This is a genomic window from Rhodococcus sp. GXMU-t2271 (assembly GCF_041414735.1).
Lineage (GTDB): Bacteria > Actinomycetota > Actinomycetes > Mycobacteriales > Mycobacteriaceae > Rhodococcus > Rhodococcus indonesiensis.
Map to the genome: position 1 here is coordinate 144,220 of NZ_JAUIZP010000002.1, position 16,214 is coordinate 160,433.

Genomic DNA, 16,214 nt, shown 5'->3' on the forward strand with positions numbered 1-16,214 from the left:
ACCAGGAAAGGACCATCATGCTGACAGGCCGCACCGCCGTGATCACGGGAGGCGCCCAGGGCATCGGGCTCGCGATCGCCCGCACCTTCGCCGACCACGGCGCCCGAGTCGTCCTCGGCGATCTCGACGAGGCGAAGGCGAAGGACGCCGCGGCCTCACTGAGCGCAGACGCACTCGGTGTCCGGTGCAACGTCACCTCGTCCGAGGACGTGGCGCGCCTCCTCGACGCCGCCGTGGACTCGTTCGGCTCCCTCGACGTCATGGTCAACAACGCCGGCATCACCCGGGACGCGACCATGCGGAAGATGACCGAGCAGCAGTTCGACGACGTCATCCAGGTTCACCTGCGCGGGTGCTGGAACGGTACTCGTCAGGCCGCCGGCATTATGCGGGAGTCGGGCGGCGGATCGATCGTCAACCTGTCCTCGATCTCCGGCAAGGTCGGGTTCGTCGGCCAGACGAACTATTCCGCGGCCAAGGCCGGCATCGTGGGCCTGTCCAAGGCGGCCGCCAAGGAAGTAGCCCACCTGGGCGTGCGGATCAACGTCATCCAGCCCGGGCTCATCCGCACGGCCATGACCGAAGCGATGCCGCAGAAGGCATGGGATCAGAAGATGTCCGAGATCCCCATGCAGCGAGCCGGCGAGCCGGAGGAGATCGCTTCCGTCGCACTCTTCTACGCCTCGGACCTGTCGTCGTACATGACCGGCACCGTCGCCGAGGTGACCGGCGGGCGCTACATGTAGACGGGTGCCGTCTGCGCCCAGGCAGCGACGGAGTGAGGGTTCCGGCCGGCGTCACAGCTTCGGTCGAGCCCTTGCAGCAGCGTTCGACGGCCGGGATGCCGGTATTCAGCCGTGTGCCGAATCGGAACACCCCGTGCGGTGTGACGCACACAATAATGGAACGCGGAATTCTCCCACTCGAACAAGCTGGATCCTCGTCACGTCGATCGGTGCTGCGAGGCGGCCGGAAAGAGGAACTCTCATGCGCAGCAGGCTGGACCGATGACAGGAAAGCCGATATGGCGAAAGCCCATCGACGCCGCAGACCGTGTGGTGGCGCCCCGGGCCGAGGCTCTGGTGCACAGCGGTGTGTTCGCGACGGTATCCGCCACGATCTTCGGTGTCCGTCGCGCCGTGGGCAACGGTATGAACGGCGTCGCGGCACGAGTGTGGCACCTGGTGAATCTGCCGGCAGGAACGGATCTGCAGCGGCTTCGCCAACAGATCGGGGCGCTGGACCGGGATGTGCGGCGACTGTCGCTGCAACTCGAACAGCGCAGAGACAACCCCTCGGAGAGTGATCGACGGTGACGACCACACCAGCCTCGGAGAATATCGTCGACCGGGTGCGCCGAGAAGTGGAACGCACTGCGCTCAGGGCGCGCAACGGAATTCGGATGGCAGCGGGCGTCGCACGGCCTGAGGTCGGTAAGACCCCGAAGGACGTGGTGTGGCGCCACGGCCGGTGCGAGTTGTGGCACTACCGCAACGACGATGTGCGAGTGTCGCCGCCACTGTTGATCGTGTTCAGCCTGTTCTCCCGCAGCTACATTCTGGATCTGCAACCGGGCAACAGCTTCGTGGAACGGCTCCTTGCAGCGGGATTCGATGTCTACCTGCTGGATTGGGGAGTTCCCGACGAACGCGACGCAGCCAACCGGTTGGACGACTATGTCGACGACTATCTACCCGCCGCGGTCGACCGCGTGCGGCAGATCGCCGGCACCGAACAGATCAATATGCTCGGCTACTGTTTCGGCAGCGTCCTGTCCCTGCTGTATGCGGCCCACCATCTCGACGCGCCGTTGCGCAGCCTGACCGTCATGACGACCCCGGTCGACCTGCAGCAACTGGGACCGCTGACCAGCGTGATCGGTGGCGGCGGACTGGATATCGACAAGGTGCTCGACGAGAACGGTAATGTCCCGCCGCAGGTCGTCTACCAGGGCTTCCAAGTCCTGAAACCCACCGCGCAGATCACCCAGTACGTCGACCTGTGGGAACGAATGTGGAGCGACGACTATGTCGCGGCGCACCAGGCGATGATCGGATGGGCCACCGACCACATTCCGCTGCCCGGCGGTGTCGCCCGGCAGCTCGCGGAGATGACCCGCGACAACGCCATCGTCAACGACACCCTGGTGGTCGGTGGCGACCGCGTTCACCTCGCCGACATCACAGTGCCGTTCCTGACCGTGCTGGGCACCCGTGACCACATCGTGCCGGAAGCGTCCGCAGGACCGCTGCTCGACATGATCGGCTCGCCTGACAAACACGAGTTGCGCCTCGAGGGTGGGCACGTCGGGCTGCTCGTCGGCCGAACCGCCGCCAAGACCACCATCCCCACGATCATCGAGTTCCTCATCCAGCGAAGTGAGATACAGGAATGAACATCGCCGCATTGGGCCGGGACCACACCGACGCCCTGATCGAGTTCTTCGCCCGGTTGCCCGCCGAGGACCTGACCCTGATGAGGGAGGATGTCACCGAGCCGGACACCGTCCGCGGCTGGGCGGACCGCCCGGCACACTGGGTCGCGCTCGACGACGGCGCCGTCGTGGGATTCGCCGCGGTGCGCCCGCTGCCCAGCTGGTCCGACCACGTCGGCGAATTGCGACTCGTCGTCGACTCGGCTCATCGACGCCTCGGCATCGGCCGCGCGCTGGCCCGCCACGCACTCACCGACGCGATCCGCGCGGGCCGCCGCAAAGTCGTCGTCGAGCTCGCCGCAGACCAGGAGCACTCGGTGGCGATGTTCGGTTCGCTCGGCTTCACGGGCGAGGCGCTGCTGCGCGACCACATCCGCGACCGCGAGGGCAACCTGCGCGACCTGGTCATGCTCGCCCACTTCGTCGACGCCACCTGGTCGTCCATCGACACCATCGGAGTCAGTGCCGAACTCGGCCTCGAGGACAACACCCTATGACCGGAACGACGCAACGAGGCCACACGGCGCCGGGCCGCCTGCTCTATTTCACCGACCCCGCGCGCGGGGCCGTCGACTATGCGCTCCTGGCCTACTCTGCACCGCTGCTGGCCACCCTTCCTCGCGGCGACGAACACCCCGTTCTCGTGCTCCCCGGACTGAACACCAGCGATGCCTCGACCTACACACTGCGGACTGTGCTCAAGGTGCTCGGATACAAGACGTACGGGTGGCAGCTCGGCCGCAACATCGGCCCCACGAGCAAGGCGGTGCACGGCATGCAGGCGCGGCTCGACTACTTGACCAACCGCTATCAGCAGCCGGTCACGCTCATCGGGTGGAGTCTCGGCGGCATCTTTGCGCGCAAACTCGCCCGCCGCACTCCGCAAGCGGTTCGGCAGGTCATCACCTTGGGCAGCCCGATCCGGCTCGCCCGGCACGAACAGAGCCGCGCCAACCGCCTGTTCCATCGCAACTCCCACGAGCACATCGAGCCGTTGGACCTGCCGCTCGAACGCGGTGCAGGGCCACTTCCGGTGCCCGCGACGTCGATCTACTCCAAGCTCGACGGGATCCTTGCCTGGCGAGCTTGCCTGGACGAGCCCTCGCCCCGCGCCGAGAACATCGCCGTGCTTGCCAGTCACTTCGGCATCACCGGCAACCCGGCGACACTCTGGGCGGTCGCGGACCGGCTCGCCCAGCCTCCGGATCGATGGACCCCGTTCCAACCGCCCGCTCTCCTCCGAATGGCCTACCCAGCATCCGAAAGCCGATCATGACCAACCTCGCCCACCTCCTGACCGAGTCCGCGTGCCGCCATCCCGACCGGCCGGCAATCCGTCTCGACGACCTCGTCGTCACCTACGCAGAAGTCGACGAACTGACCGCACGCGCGGCAGGGTGGTTGCAGGCCCGCGGAATCCGACCGGGCGACCGGGTCGGGATCGCCCTGCCGAACGTCGTGGCGTTCCCCGTTCTCTACTACGGTGTGTTGCGCGCCGGCGCGACGGTCGTGCCGATGAATCCGCTCCTCAAGGCCCGCGAGATCGAGCACGCCCTTCGCGATTCCGGTGCCGCTCTGGCTCTGGTCGGGACCACTATCGCAGCCGAGGCGCAGGCCGCGGCCGCAGAGACCGGCACCGACGTCGTGGTCATCGACGACGACACCCTCGCCGGCGCTGCCCACTGGCCGCGCCTGCCGGAGGTGACCGCCCGGGCCGACGACGACACGGCGGTCCTCCTCTACACCTCGGGCACGACCGGCGCGCCGAAGGGCGCACAGCTCACCCACTCGAACATGTACCGCAACGCCACCACCTTCGTCGACATGCTCGACATCCGTAAGGAGGACGTGGTGCTGGGCTGCCTCCCGTTCTTCCACGCGTTCGGGCAGAGCAACGCGCTGAACGCCTCCCTTGCGGCCGGCGCGTGCGTGTCGCTGGTGCCGCGATTCGAAGCCGCAGCGGTCGTGCGGCTCATCGAGCGTCACCGGGTGACCGTCTTCGAGGGCGTCCCCACGATGTACGTTTCCCTGCTGCACACCGACTTGTCGGAGGCGGACACCTCCAGTCTGCGGATCTGCATCTCGGGTGGCGCGGCGTTGCCGATCGAAGTCCTGAACGGATTCCAGGGAGCCTTCGGCGCACCGATTCTCGAGGGCTACGGCCTGTCCGAGACATCGCCGACTGCCACGTTCAACCGGATCGGGCATACCAAGCCCGGGTCGATCGGAGTGCCGATCGACGGTGTCGAACTGAAGCTGGTCGCTCGGGACGGCACCGAAACCCCGCCCGGCGAGGTGGGTGAAATCGTGATCCGCGGACACAACGTCATGAAGGGCTACTGGAAACAGCCCGAAGCAACAGCCGCCGCGATAGTCGACGGCTGGTTCCATACGGGAGACATGGGCAGTCGCGACAAGGACGGCTTCTACTTCATCGTCGACCGCAAGAAGGACATCATCATCCGGGGCGGCTACAACGTCTACCCCCGCGAAATCGAAGAAGTGCTCTACGAACATCCCGCAGTGCGCGAAGTCGCCGTCATCGGAGTGCCTCATTCCACCTACGGCGAGGAGGTTGCCGCCGCGATCACCTTGCGACCCGGTGCGGAGGCAACTCCCGAAGAGCTTCGCCAATACGTCAAGAGCCGGGTCGCCGCGTACAAGTACCCGCGCCACGTCTGGCTTGCCGACAAGCTGCCCAAGGGCGCCACCGGGAAGATCCTCAAACGCGAAATCGGCATCCCCGCCCACCTTCTCGAACAGCCATCGGCGTGACCGGCCTGGCCGTCGTACCGACCTCGTGAGGAACACCCGTGGCTGATCGAACCCAGCGGGTGGCCGTCGGCGAACTGGAACTGGCGTACGAGGCCTTCGGAGACCCCGGAAACCCACCTCTGCTGCTCATCGCGGGGCTCGCCACCCAAATGCTCGGCTGGGACGAACGGTTCTGCGACCGACTCGCCGACCACGGCTTCCATGTGATCCGGTTCGACAACCGCGACATCGGGCTGTCCTCCCACCTCCACGAGGGCGGGATTCCGAACCTGGGGGCCCTGCTTCGCGGGGAGGCCGCGGCGGCGCCGCCGTACACGCTGGCGGACATGGCCGAGGACACCGCTGGGCTGCTCGACGCGCTGAGCCTCGAGTCCGCGCACATCGTCGGCGCTTCGATGGGCGGCATGATCGCGCAGCAGCTCGCGATCCACTACGGACACCGGGTCCGGAGCCTGACCTCCGTCATGTCCACCCCCTCGCGTCAGGTGGGACAGGCGCGGCCCGAGGCGCAGGCGGTGTTGTTCCTGCCGCCGCCGACCGACCCGGACACCGCCGCGGAACGCTCCCTGACGGTGTATCGGGTGATCGGCTCACCCGGGTACCCGCTCGACGAGCCTCGCGTCGCCGACGTCGCGCAACGCGCCTTCGCGCGAGGCAACAATCCAGCCGGCGTGGCGCGGCAGTACGCGGCGATTGTGGTCTCCCCGGACCGCACACCGGGACTACGCGAGTTGACGGTCCCGACGCTGGTGATCCACGGCGAGGACGATCCGCTGGTACAGGTGGAAGGTGGTCTGGCGACGGCCGACGCGGTCCCGGGCGCCCGTCTGGTCGTGGTTCCGGGAATGGGCCACAACCTGCCCCAGCCCCTGTGGCCCCAGCTGATCGAGGAGATCGTCGCTCACGCCCGAGCCGCCGAGGCCGGCCGCGCGACTCGCGCCTGACGGCCCGCGGGCGGAACCGCACGATTACCAATTGTGAGCCCCCGAGGCGCTCGGGATCGAATCGGTGGGCACGAAAAATCTTCTAGAATAACATTTCTCGATCGACAGGCCCGTCCGTGACGGGTAGTGGCCGGCCCGGCAGCAGAGAACTGCGCCGGGCCGACTCATGCCGATCGAGGCGGGGCGCTCACAGGCTGTCCCCGGCAACCGCGCCTTCCCCGTCGACGCCGACGGGCCGTCCGGAATCGCGGTCCCGTCCCCGGTTCCCTGCCGCTCCCATGCCGTCGATTCGCCCGTTTCGGGCGTTTGTCGAACTCCAGTTCGCCGGAGTGTTCCATATTGGAACGCTCGGACGGCAGTCGCGCATCTCACCATTGTGGACAGAACATGAACCACGCCACATGCGGGTTCGCGTCATCGAAGGGGAACAGGCCATGGATGGACTCATCCACGACCAGATCCGCGACCTCGACGCCCTCGTCGTCGGAGCCGGATTCGGCGGAATCTACGCGCTGCCCAAGCTGCGCAACGGGGAGGAACTGGACGTCGTCGCCATCGTCGATCGGCGGCCGAGGATGGTGCGCGAGTTCGCCACGGTGCCGGCCGAGGTGAAGCAGACGCTCGCCGCGTACCGGTCCCGCCACGAAGCTGAGCTTTTGCCTCGTGCCTCCGGCACGCAGTTCGAAGGAGAGATCTGAGATGAATTCGACCATAACGCCCGACCAGGACGCACGACGCAGACGAACGGTGATGTGGGTCGTATCCCTCGCCACCGTCGGCATGATCTTCGACGGTTACGACCTCGTCGTATACGGCGCGGTGCTGTCGACCTTCCTGAACGACCCGAGCCATCTCGGGGAAGTCACGCCCGCGGTCGCGGGGACCCTGGGCAGCTACGCCCTACTGGGAATGATGTTCGGTGCCCTGCTCGCCGGAGCCTTCGGTGACATCCTCGGCCGCCGCAAGGTCATGCTTCTTTCCTACGCGTGGTTCTCCATCGGTATGTTCGTCACCGCGCTGATGAGCAGTACCACGACCTTCGGAATCATGCGGTTCCTCACCGGCCTCGGTATCGGCGCCCTGATCGCCACCACCGGTACCCTGGTCACCGAATACGCCCCGCCGGGAAAGAAGAACCTCTGCAGTGCCATCAGCTACTCCGGCGTGCCGCTGGGGAGCCTGCTGGGCGCTCTGCTCGCCATCCTGCTGCTGGATGCCATCGGCTGGCGCGGACTGTTCATGATCGGGGCACTGCCCATCCTGACGCTGCTGCCGTTGGCGATTCTGAAGATGCCCGAGTCGGTGCCGTGGTTGGTTGCGCGGGGCCGGATCGAGGAGGCTCGGTCGATCTCCGAGCGCACCGGTGTGCCGATGCCCGACAGCGTCCCGGAATCGGAGAAGGCCGAACGGGTGGGATTCGCCGGCCTGATCAGCCGCGGTTTCCTGCTCTCGACGGTGCTGGTGGGTTTGATGAGCGCCCTCGCCCAGTTCCTCAACTACTACCTCAACACCTGGTTGCCGGTATTGATGGAACAGGTGGGGTTCAATACCAAAGGCTCGCTCGCCTTCCTTCTCGTGCTGAGCGGGGGCGCAATCCTGGGTGCGCTCGGCGGATCCCGGTTCGCCGACCGGTTCGGACCCAAACCTGTTGTGGCCATGGGCTTCCTGATTGGTTCGTCGTTCATTGCATTGCTGACATTGGACGTGCCGTTGCCGGTGCGCCTGCTCTTCGTTGCCATCGTCGGCTTCGGCACCACGGGAACCTCGATCCTGATCTACGGATTGGTGGCGAACTACTTCCCCACCAAGATGCGGGGTGCGGCGGTCGCGTGGGCCGCGGGCTTTGGCCGGCTGGGCGGTGTCAGCGGCCCGCTGCTGGGCGGCCTGTTCCTGGCGGCCGGACTCGGGGTGAACGCAGTCTTCTATGTCCTGGCCGGCTTCGCCCTTCTGGGTGTCGTTCTGACGTTGGCGGTCCCGAGAGTTCATCGCGCGACAGAGGTTCACTCGACGCCCGTCGAACCGGCAGTGCCGGTCGGGGCCGGGGCGACGACGGCTTCCCCGACTACGTAGTACCGGCCCCGGAAACGTGATGCACTGGTTCGAGTCGGCAACCTCGGAAGGCGTGGAGACGGCGATGTACGAACGAATCCTGGTAGCCATCGATGCAGCGCCGGACTCGCCCGATGATTCTCTGCAACGAACGATCCAGTTCGCGAAGATGACCGGTGGGACCGTCCACCTGTTGCACTTCGCGCGCGGTCACGTGGTCGCCTACGACATCAACGCCGGTGCTGGGCTCGGTGTACTCGAGGGCGAGGACGACGTTCCCACTGACGAACAGAGAGTAGTGCAGGACGCTGTCGACCTGCTCGCCGCAGCGGGAGTCGCAGTCCACGGAGAACTCGTCAACGCCACGGAACACGACATCCCGGACATCATTCTGCAGCGAGCACACGAACTACCGGCGGACATCATCGTCCTCGGCTATCAGTATCACCGTGGGTCCACGGTCGCCGAACAAGTGATACGGCGGCATCCGGAATGCTCGGTCCTGCTGGCCAGACCACCACAACCTGCGTAAGCACGGTTGCCCGCACATGTCGTTCCGAGCGGGAGCGACCCCCGCGAATTCGGCACGCTCGGCATCCAGGAAGGGATGTTCCACGCTCTGCCGAGCAATCACCACCTTCGACCCTCTCGAGAGGAAACCCCCATGGCCACAGATCGTTACCAGCGCGGCCTCGACCGCATGATGGAACTCGTCTCCACCGAGCACTCCGGCACCTTCGACCACGTCAAACTCGTGGAGTCCTACAAGACTCTGGACCCGGACCTGTCCGACTACATCGTCTCCTTCGCCTTCGGGGACATCTACTCCCGCACCAGCCTGACCCAGCAGGAACAGACGCTCGTGACCATCTCCACGCTGGTCGCCCTGGGCATCGACCCGCAGTTGAAGCTGCACATCAATGTCGGCTTCAACGTGGGCCTGACCAAGGAGAAGATCGTCGGCGCCCTGATTCAATGCATCCCCTACATCGGGTTCCCGCGCGTACTCAACGGTCTGACCCTCCTCAAGGAGGTCATGACGGAACGGGGTATCGCTCCGGAGGCCCACGCGGAAGCGGACGATCAGCCCGCCCCGGCATCCTCGTGATGTTCGTTGCCTCGCCGGCATCTCGATGACTCGCCATGCGGCGCGGCATTCTCTCTCTCGCCACCACACTTCAAGGAACGCAAGAATGCATCTCGTAATCGGACTCGGACCCATCGGGGGAAACATCGGCGCACATCTCGCCGAGCTGGGCCGGAAGGTGTACGGCTACGACTTCAACCAGGATCGCCTCCGCGAGTGGTCGGAGGAAACCGCGTCGCCAGCCGGCAGCGACCTGGCGGCTGTCGATTGGCCGTCCATCGACAGTGTCCACGTTGCGGTGCGGCTGGCCGACCAGGTCTTGTCCGTGTTCGAGGCCCTGCAGGCCCACACAACGCAGCCGCTGACCGTCTTCGTCCACACCACGCTCGCACCTGCGGACGCACGCAAGATCCTGTCCTCGGCTCCGGACAACTGGCGCGTGTTCGAGGCCCCCGTGTCCGGTGGCCCCCAGGGCGCACGCCACGGCTCGATGACCGTCTTCCTTGCCGGACCCGCCCCCACCGACGCCGAGAACGCGCTGCTGGCCGACATCTCGGGCCGTGCCTTCCGGATGGAGTCCTACGGCCAGCCCGCTCTGGTGAAACTCCTCAACAACGCCCTGGCCACCTACAACCTGGCGGCCACCGCACGGATGCTGAATCTCGCAGCCGAACACGGCGTGCCGGCCAAGGACCTCTTCGAAGTGATCGGCGTGTCGACCGGACAGAGCTGGATGGGTGACAACCTCATCGACGTTCAGTACGACCTGCTGCTGAAGGACGTGGGTCTGCTCCGCGGCGAACTCGGTTCACTACCCGCCGCAGATCTCGACGACGACGTCGAGCAGGCAATCTTGCAGGCGCGTACGCTGTTGGGCTCCGATTCCGAACACGAGTGAGAGTGACGGGGAGTCGTTGCGCTGCAGATTCATTCGGATTGACGACAACCGCCGATCACGGAACGGCTCGACCGATTCCGGCAAGGTTGACGGCGCCCCGGGCTGCCCGCCGTCGGTCTCGGACGCGTAGGGGGTGCTTCCCCGGCCGTGGCGGCCGGGGAAGAGGTCATGGACCGGGAGCGATCATTCGTTCGTCGGTATCGATCTTCAGGGACCGCATCTTGCGGTAGAGCGTCGTGCGGCCGATTCCCAGGATCTCCGCCGCGCGGGACCTGTTCCCCCCGGCTTCCCGCAGCGCGCCTTCGATCGCCTCGCGCTCGGCCTGCTCGTAGCGGCTCAGGGAGGGCCTGCGCGTCTGGCGCATCGTGGCCGGCAGGTCCTGGGTCTGGATCAGGCCGCCGCGGGCCACCTGTGGCAGGTCGGTGAGGAGCCGGGTCAGCTCGGCTACGTTGCCCGGCCAAGGCCAGGCCAACAGGCATTGGAGCGCGGCGGGGGAGAACCGCGGTGCCGGCGCGCCCGGGTAGCGCTCGGCAGCGACCTCACGCACGACAGCCGGCAGCTCGCCCCGAAGCTCCGCGAGGGAGGGAACGCGTACCGCTGCGGAGGCGGCGTCGGCACCGTCTGGGGGGCTGCCCGTGTCGTCGGTGCGTTCGGTGAGAACGACCCGGGCACCCCGATCGACACCGGGGCGCGGAAGCCGCGCGAAGTCCTCGAGGCGCCTGCGCAGTTCGTCGGAGAGGCTTCCATCTCCGGCGATGACGATCCCGCGCCCCTCGCGCAACGCGGTGTCACCGTCGGCCCAGAACGTGCCGTCCGAGGCAAGGTCGCGGACGGTGAAGAGCTCGGGCTCCTGTCCGGTGCGTTGTCGCAGCCACTTCGAGGCCTGGTGGCGCTTGCCCACGCCGGGGGCTCCGACCACGCGCACGAGTCCGTTGGCGGCGGCGGCAGTGGTCAGCTGCCGTTGGACAACCTCGTACGGGGATTGCTGAGGCCGAGGAGAGGCCGCGCCGGCCCGGAGGAGAGGCACGGTCCCACTGCCCGTTTCGGAGACCACGGCGTCCAGTTCGGACGGCGCGGCACCGGCCGGCGTCAGGAACTCCAGCGCGAAGATGGCGTCCTGACCGCCGCGGCCGAGGCGGCGCACCATGGCCTCGGTGCCGAGCATGGGCAGCTCGAGTTTCAGTGAATCTCCGTCCCAGCGGTGGAGGCGTAGCTTCTCCCACAGGACGGCATGGGACTCTGCGTCGAGGTGGGCGAGGGAGGGCAGATCCGTCATGACGGTTTCCGAGTTCATGACCAGGACCGGGCGGCGGGACGAGCGGAAAAGACGGTAGGCGCGCGCCAGTTCGAGGTCCCGGGAATCGGCCATGTGCTCGAGCGCCTCGGCGATCTCGTGCCCGGCCTGGCGGACCATGGCGACCATCAGCGGGCTGGCGACGTCGACATGGGAGGCGAGGGAGAGCGAACCGACGATCCGGCCGGTGATGGGGTGCTTGATCGGTGCGCCCGCGCATGCCAGCTGGGCGAGGGCGTCGTTGAAATGCTCGTTGCCGCGGACGAATACGACGCCGCGCGCCTCGATAGGGGTGCCGAGCCCGTTCGTGCCCAGAGTGCGTTCGGAGAAGTTGAACCCTTCCGCGGCATTGGCTCGGTCCAGCAGCCGCCCGTCCTGGGCGTCGACGATGCGGCGGGACACGATCCGCCCCTCTTCGTCGGCCAGGAACAGAGTCATCCGCGAGTCCGTGAGGTTGGTCTGCCACTGGTCGAGGACCCGCCCCGCGGCGCGCAGGATGGCGCTGTCCGGGTCGAACTCCCCGAGGACATGGGGCTCGGCCCCGGGATCGACGCGGTGGGAGACCGAGCGTCTCCAGCTCTGCTCGATCTCCTTCGCGACGAGGGAGGCGGGCACGGACGCCCGAACCAGGCCCTGTTCGAGCAGCCGTTCGCGAGCGATCCGCACCTCGTCCTCGCGACGTGGTCCATCCACCGGCATCACTCCATTGTCAAGCCGTCAGGACGATACGTCCAGCAACGCCGCCGGCGGTCAGGTCGTCCAGGGCCTGCGACACCGCGGCAGCCGACAGCGACCGTTCGACGACAGGGATGTGGGGGAGTTCCCCGCGTTGCGCCAACCGCACCAGGTCCTGCATCTGGACAAGGGTTCCTACGAAGCTGCCCTCGATGCGGATCATGCGCAGGGCCAGCAGTGCGGTCGGGAGGGTGACCTCGCCGCCGAAGAGACCGACCTGGATCATGATTCCTGCCTTGGCCAGCACCTCGAACGCCGTCGTGGCTGTCGCGCCGTTGTTGACGAAGTCGATCACCGCGCCGGCCGGCCCACCGGCCGCACCGCGGATGTCGTCGGCCCCGCTGCCGGTCCCGGAGAGGACCGTACTCGACGCACCCATGTCCCTGGCCAGGGCGAGGTTCCGTTCGGCGACATCGACGGCACAGATGTTGCGATGGCCCCGCGAACGAAGGATCGCGATGGCGGTGAGGCCGAGTCCCCCTGCGCCGAACACGACGACGGGCTCGTCCGGCTCGAGCGGGAGCACCTTGTCCACGGCGCTGTATGCGGTGAGGCCGGAGCAGGCCAGGGTGGCGGCCCAGCTCGGGTCGAGGCCGTCGATGTCCACGAGGTACTTCTCGTCGGGCACGAGGATGTTCTCGGCGTAGCCGCCGTGGCGGGCTACACCCAGGTTTTTTCCTGCGGCACAACGGTTGTCGTGGCCTGCACGGCACTGCCGACATTCGCCGCACCCGATCCACGGGTAGATCAGCCGGATGTCGCCCACCTGGACCGATTCGACGCCGTCGCCCACCTTCTCGACGACCCCGACCACCTCGTGGCCGAGCACCATCGGATATTCGATGCCGCGCTCTTTCATGCTCATCATTCCACGGCTGCCCAGGTCGTACCCGCCGGCACGCAGATGGGTGTCGGTATGGCAGACACCGGCCCGCACGACCCGCAGTAGCACCTCGCGGCCTTCGGGGCTCGGGGTCGGAACCTGCAGGTCGTGGATGGTGGTGTCCTCGGGCTGGACGGCGAATACACGCATCGGGACAGCGCTCCGTTCGAGTGTGTGGCGATCAGGGATCCCTTCATCATGACCAACTCGGTGAGAAGCATCCAATACCGAATCCGACACCGATTGGGTGGCTCGAAGGTATCAATCCGCGACGGCGCCGACTGTTTCACATTGGAACAGCTGTGGGCTGGAACACCCTCCTACCGTAAATGCAGAAGCCGTGGCGACCATCACACCAAGGTGGTCGCACCCGAAGGAGACACAGCCCGGACGCGGCACCGATCATCCCCGAGCCGGTTCGACATCACCGAAGGACGACCCATGACCACCGACATCTCCGAAAAGTCCAGCACCGCTCCCGCCGGCGCCGCGGGCCAGGATGTGCTGCGCGACCTCTACGCCGACTGGTCCGAGATCATGGCCACGACGCCGGAGCTGACCATCCGCCTGCTGCGCGCTCTCTTCGACGAGTGGCACCAGCCGACCGTCGAGCCGGAGGACGTGACCTACCGCGAGGACACCGTCGGTGGAGTCCCGGGCATCTGGTGCCTGCCCCAGGGTGCGGACGAGTCCAAGGTGCTTCTGTACACGCACGGCGGCGGATTCGCCGTCGGCTCGGCCGCCAGCCATCGCAAGCTCGCCGGCCACGTCGCCAAGGCCCTCGGCGCCGTCAGTTTCGTGCTGGACTACCGCCGCGCCCCCGAGTTCCAGCACCCTGCCCAGATCGAGGACGGTGTGGCCGCGTTCGACGCGCTCGTCGCGAACGGCATCGCCCCGCAGGACATCACCACGATCGGTGATTCCGCCGGCGGAAACCTCGCCGTCGCCATCGCGCTGGCGCTCCGGGGGCAGGGCAAGCAGGGCCCGGGCAGTGTCATCGCCTTCTCCCCGTGGCTCGACATGGAGAACAAGGGCGAGACCCTCGCCACCAACAACGACACCGATGCCCTCATCACCCCGGAACTGCTCGAAGGCATGATCGCCGGCGTCCTCGGGGACACGATCGATCCGAAGACCCCGCTGGCGAACCCACTGCACGCCGACTTCACCGGGTTCCCCCGGCTGTACATCACGGCCGGCAGCGTCGAGTCGCTCCTCGACAACGCCACCCGCTTGGAGAAGCTCGCCGCGGCGGCCGGTGTCGACGTCACCTTGTCCCTCGGTGAGGGCCAGCAGCACGTGTACCCGTTCCTGGCCGGGCGCTCCGCCCTCGTCGACGACGAGTTCGCGAAGCTTGCCGCCTGGTACCAGAAGTAACCCCGACTCTTCTCTCCCACCTGAACGCCTGAAGGATTCACCATGACCGCACAGACCATCCCCACCGTCGACGCCGTCGTCATCGGCGCCGGATTCGGCGGCATCTACGCCGTCCACAAGCTGCACCACGAACTCGGCCTGACCACCGTCGGATTCGACAAGGCAGACGGCCCCGGCGGCACCTGGTACTGGAACCGCTACCCGGGCGCCCTCTCCGACACGGAAAGCCACCTCTACCGCTTCTCCTTCGACCGCGACCTGCTGCAGGACGGCACCTGGAAGAACACGTACGTCACCCAGCCCGAGATCCTGGAGTATCTCGAGGACGTCGTCGACCGCTTCGACCTGCGCCGCCACTTCCGGTTCGGCACCGAGGTCACCTCGGCGATCTATCTCGACGACGAGAACCTCTGGGAGGTCACCACCGACGGCGGCGACGTCTACCGGGCGACCTACGTCGTCAACGCCGTCGGGCTGCTCTCCGCCATCAACTTCCCGAACCTGCCCGGCCTGGACACGTTCGAAGGTGAGACCATCCACACCGCAGCCTGGCCCGAGGGCAAGAGCCTCGCCGGGCGCCGCGTCGGCGTCATCGGTACCGGTTCCACCGGCCAGCAGGTCATCACGGCGCTGGCCCCGGAGGTCGAGCACCTCACCGTCTTCGTCCGGACCCCGCAGTACTCCGTACCGGTCGGCAACCGTCCCGTGACCCCGGAGCAGATCGACGCGATCAAGGCCGACTACGACCGAATCTGGGAGCAGGCCAAGAACTCCGCGGTGGCCTTCGGCTTCGAGGAGTCCACCCTGCCGGCCATGTCCGTCTCGGAGGAGGAGCGCAACCGGATCTTCCAGGAGGCCTGGGACCACGGCGGCGGATTCCGTTTCATGTTCGGCACCTTCGGTGACATCGCCACCGACGAGGCCGCCAACGAAGCTGCCGCGTCGTTCATCCGCGCCAAGGTCGCCGAGATCATCGAGGACCCGGAGACCGCTCGCAAGCTGATGCCGACGGGTCTGTTCGCCAAGCGTCCGCTGTGCGACAGCGGCTACTACGAGGTGTACAACCGGCCGAACGTGGAAGCCGTCGCCATCAAGGAGAACCCCATCCGCGAGGTCACCGCGAAGGGCGTGGTGACCGAGGACGGCGTCCTGCACGAGCTGGACGTGCTCGTCTTCGCCACCGGCTTCGACGCGGTGGACGGCAACTACCGGCGCATCGAGATCCGCGGCCGGGACGGCCTGCACATCAACGACCACTGGGACGGCCAGCCGACCAGCTACCTGGGCGTCTCCACGGCGAACTTCCCCAACTGGTTCATGGTGCTGGGCCCCAACGGCCCGTTCACGAACCTGCCCCCGAGCATCGAGACCCAGGTCGAGTGGATCAGCGACACGATCGGGTACGCCGAGCGCAACGGTGTGCGGGCCATCGAGCCCACGCCGGAGGCCGAGGCCGAATGGACCGAGACCTGCACCGCGATCGCGAACGCCACGCTGTTCACCAAGGGCGATTCGTGGATCTTCGGCGCGAACATCCCGGGCAAGAAGCCGAGCGTACTGTTCTACCTGGGCGGTCTGCGCAACTACCGTGCTGTCCTCGCCGAGGTCGCGGCCGACGGATACCGGGGCTTCGACGTGAAGTCCGCCGAGATGGTCACGGTCTGACGCCACGTCCCTCAGCCCAGGACGGCCGGGCGTCATCGAGACCGTTGACGCCGGCCGTCCTCCACTATCTGAC

15 protein-coding genes and 1 pseudogene are annotated in these 16,214 nt (G+C 66.9%); 14 read left to right on the forward strand and 2 right to left on the reverse strand.

Annotation, left to right across the window (positions count from 1 at the left end; all coding sequences use genetic code 11):
- Nucleotides 1-17: 17 nt before the first annotated feature.
- The 12 genes and pseudogenes from fabG (at nucleotide 18) to QYS60_RS01950 (ending at nucleotide 10,187) form a co-directional block, all read left to right on the forward strand.
- Nucleotides 18-746, forward strand: coding sequence for a 3-oxoacyl-ACP reductase FabG (fabG, locus tag QYS60_RS01895; RefSeq protein ID WP_371382262.1), 729 nt, complete (start codon nucleotides 18-20; stop codon nucleotides 744-746).
- 261 nt (nucleotides 747-1,007) lie between these two features.
- Nucleotides 1,008-1,316 (forward strand): hypothetical protein, encoded by a 309-nt coding sequence (locus QYS60_RS01900; protein ID WP_371382263.1) that lies wholly within the window; start codon nucleotides 1,008-1,010, stop codon nucleotides 1,314-1,316.
- Between the two features lie 86 nt (nucleotides 1,317-1,402).
- A pseudogene (locus QYS60_RS01905) lies at nucleotides 1,403-1,777 on the forward strand (alpha/beta fold hydrolase); the annotation flags it as partial.
- 614 nt (nucleotides 1,778-2,391) lie between these two features.
- On the forward strand, nucleotides 2,392-2,931 hold the full coding sequence (locus tag QYS60_RS01910) for an N-acetyltransferase family protein (protein WP_371382264.1): 540 nt from the start codon (nucleotides 2,392-2,394) through the stop codon (nucleotides 2,929-2,931).
- Complete coding sequence (locus QYS60_RS01915; protein WP_371382265.1) at nucleotides 2,928-3,710, forward strand: alpha/beta fold hydrolase; 783 nt, start codon at nucleotides 2,928-2,930, stop codon at nucleotides 3,708-3,710. The genes QYS60_RS01910 and QYS60_RS01915 overlap by 4 nt, the downstream gene beginning before the upstream one ends.
- Nucleotides 3,707-5,209: a long-chain fatty acid--CoA ligase gene (locus QYS60_RS01920; RefSeq protein ID WP_371382266.1), complete on the forward strand. Its 1,503-nt coding sequence runs from the start codon at nucleotides 3,707-3,709 to the stop codon at nucleotides 5,207-5,209. Before QYS60_RS01915 ends, QYS60_RS01920 begins: the two co-directional genes overlap by 4 nt.
- A gap of 38 nt (nucleotides 5,210-5,247) precedes the next feature.
- A complete protein-coding gene (locus QYS60_RS01925; RefSeq protein ID WP_371382267.1) occupies nucleotides 5,248-6,153 on the forward strand; it encodes an alpha/beta fold hydrolase in 906 nt (301 codons plus the stop codon).
- A 434-nt stretch (nucleotides 6,154-6,587) separates the two neighbouring features.
- Nucleotides 6,588-6,851, forward strand: coding sequence for a hypothetical protein (locus QYS60_RS01930; protein WP_371382268.1), 264 nt, complete (start codon nucleotides 6,588-6,590; stop codon nucleotides 6,849-6,851).
- A gap of 1 nt (nucleotide 6,852) precedes the next feature.
- Nucleotides 6,853-8,223 (forward strand): MFS transporter, encoded by a 1,371-nt coding sequence (locus QYS60_RS01935; RefSeq protein WP_371382304.1) that lies wholly within the window; start codon nucleotides 6,853-6,855, stop codon nucleotides 8,221-8,223.
- A gap of 64 nt (nucleotides 8,224-8,287) precedes the next feature.
- Complete coding sequence (locus QYS60_RS01940; RefSeq protein WP_371382269.1) at nucleotides 8,288-8,734, forward strand: universal stress protein; 447 nt, start codon at nucleotides 8,288-8,290, stop codon at nucleotides 8,732-8,734.
- Between the two features lie 132 nt (nucleotides 8,735-8,866).
- Nucleotides 8,867-9,310 (forward strand): carboxymuconolactone decarboxylase family protein, encoded by a 444-nt coding sequence (locus QYS60_RS01945; RefSeq protein WP_371382270.1) that lies wholly within the window; start codon nucleotides 8,867-8,869, stop codon nucleotides 9,308-9,310.
- Between the two features lie 85 nt (nucleotides 9,311-9,395).
- Entirely contained in the window at nucleotides 9,396-10,187 is a 792-nt protein-coding gene (locus QYS60_RS01950) for an NAD(P)-binding domain-containing protein (RefSeq protein WP_371382271.1), read from the forward strand.
- A 166-nt stretch (nucleotides 10,188-10,353) separates the two neighbouring features.
- Here QYS60_RS01950 and QYS60_RS01955 read toward each other — a convergent pair whose 3' ends face one another.
- On the reverse strand, nucleotides 10,354-12,174 hold the full coding sequence (locus QYS60_RS01955; protein WP_371382272.1) for a sigma-54-dependent Fis family transcriptional regulator: 1,821 nt from the start codon (nucleotides 12,172-12,174) through the stop codon (nucleotides 10,354-10,356).
- 16 nt (nucleotides 12,175-12,190) lie between these two features.
- Nucleotides 12,191-13,249: an alcohol dehydrogenase gene (locus tag QYS60_RS01960; RefSeq protein ID WP_371382273.1), complete on the reverse strand. Its 1,059-nt coding sequence runs from the start codon at nucleotides 13,247-13,249 to the stop codon at nucleotides 12,191-12,193.
- 291 nt (nucleotides 13,250-13,540) lie between these two features.
- On the opposite strand from QYS60_RS01960, the gene QYS60_RS01965 reads away from it, so the two are divergent.
- Nucleotides 13,541-14,476, forward strand: a complete 936-nt coding sequence (locus QYS60_RS01965) for an alpha/beta hydrolase (protein WP_371382274.1) — start codon at nucleotides 13,541-13,543, stop codon at nucleotides 14,474-14,476.
- A 42-nt stretch (nucleotides 14,477-14,518) separates the two neighbouring features.
- Nucleotides 14,519-16,141 (forward strand): flavin-containing monooxygenase, encoded by a 1,623-nt coding sequence (locus QYS60_RS01970; protein ID WP_371382275.1) that lies wholly within the window; start codon nucleotides 14,519-14,521, stop codon nucleotides 16,139-16,141.
- Nucleotides 16,142-16,214 lie beyond the last annotated feature (73 nt).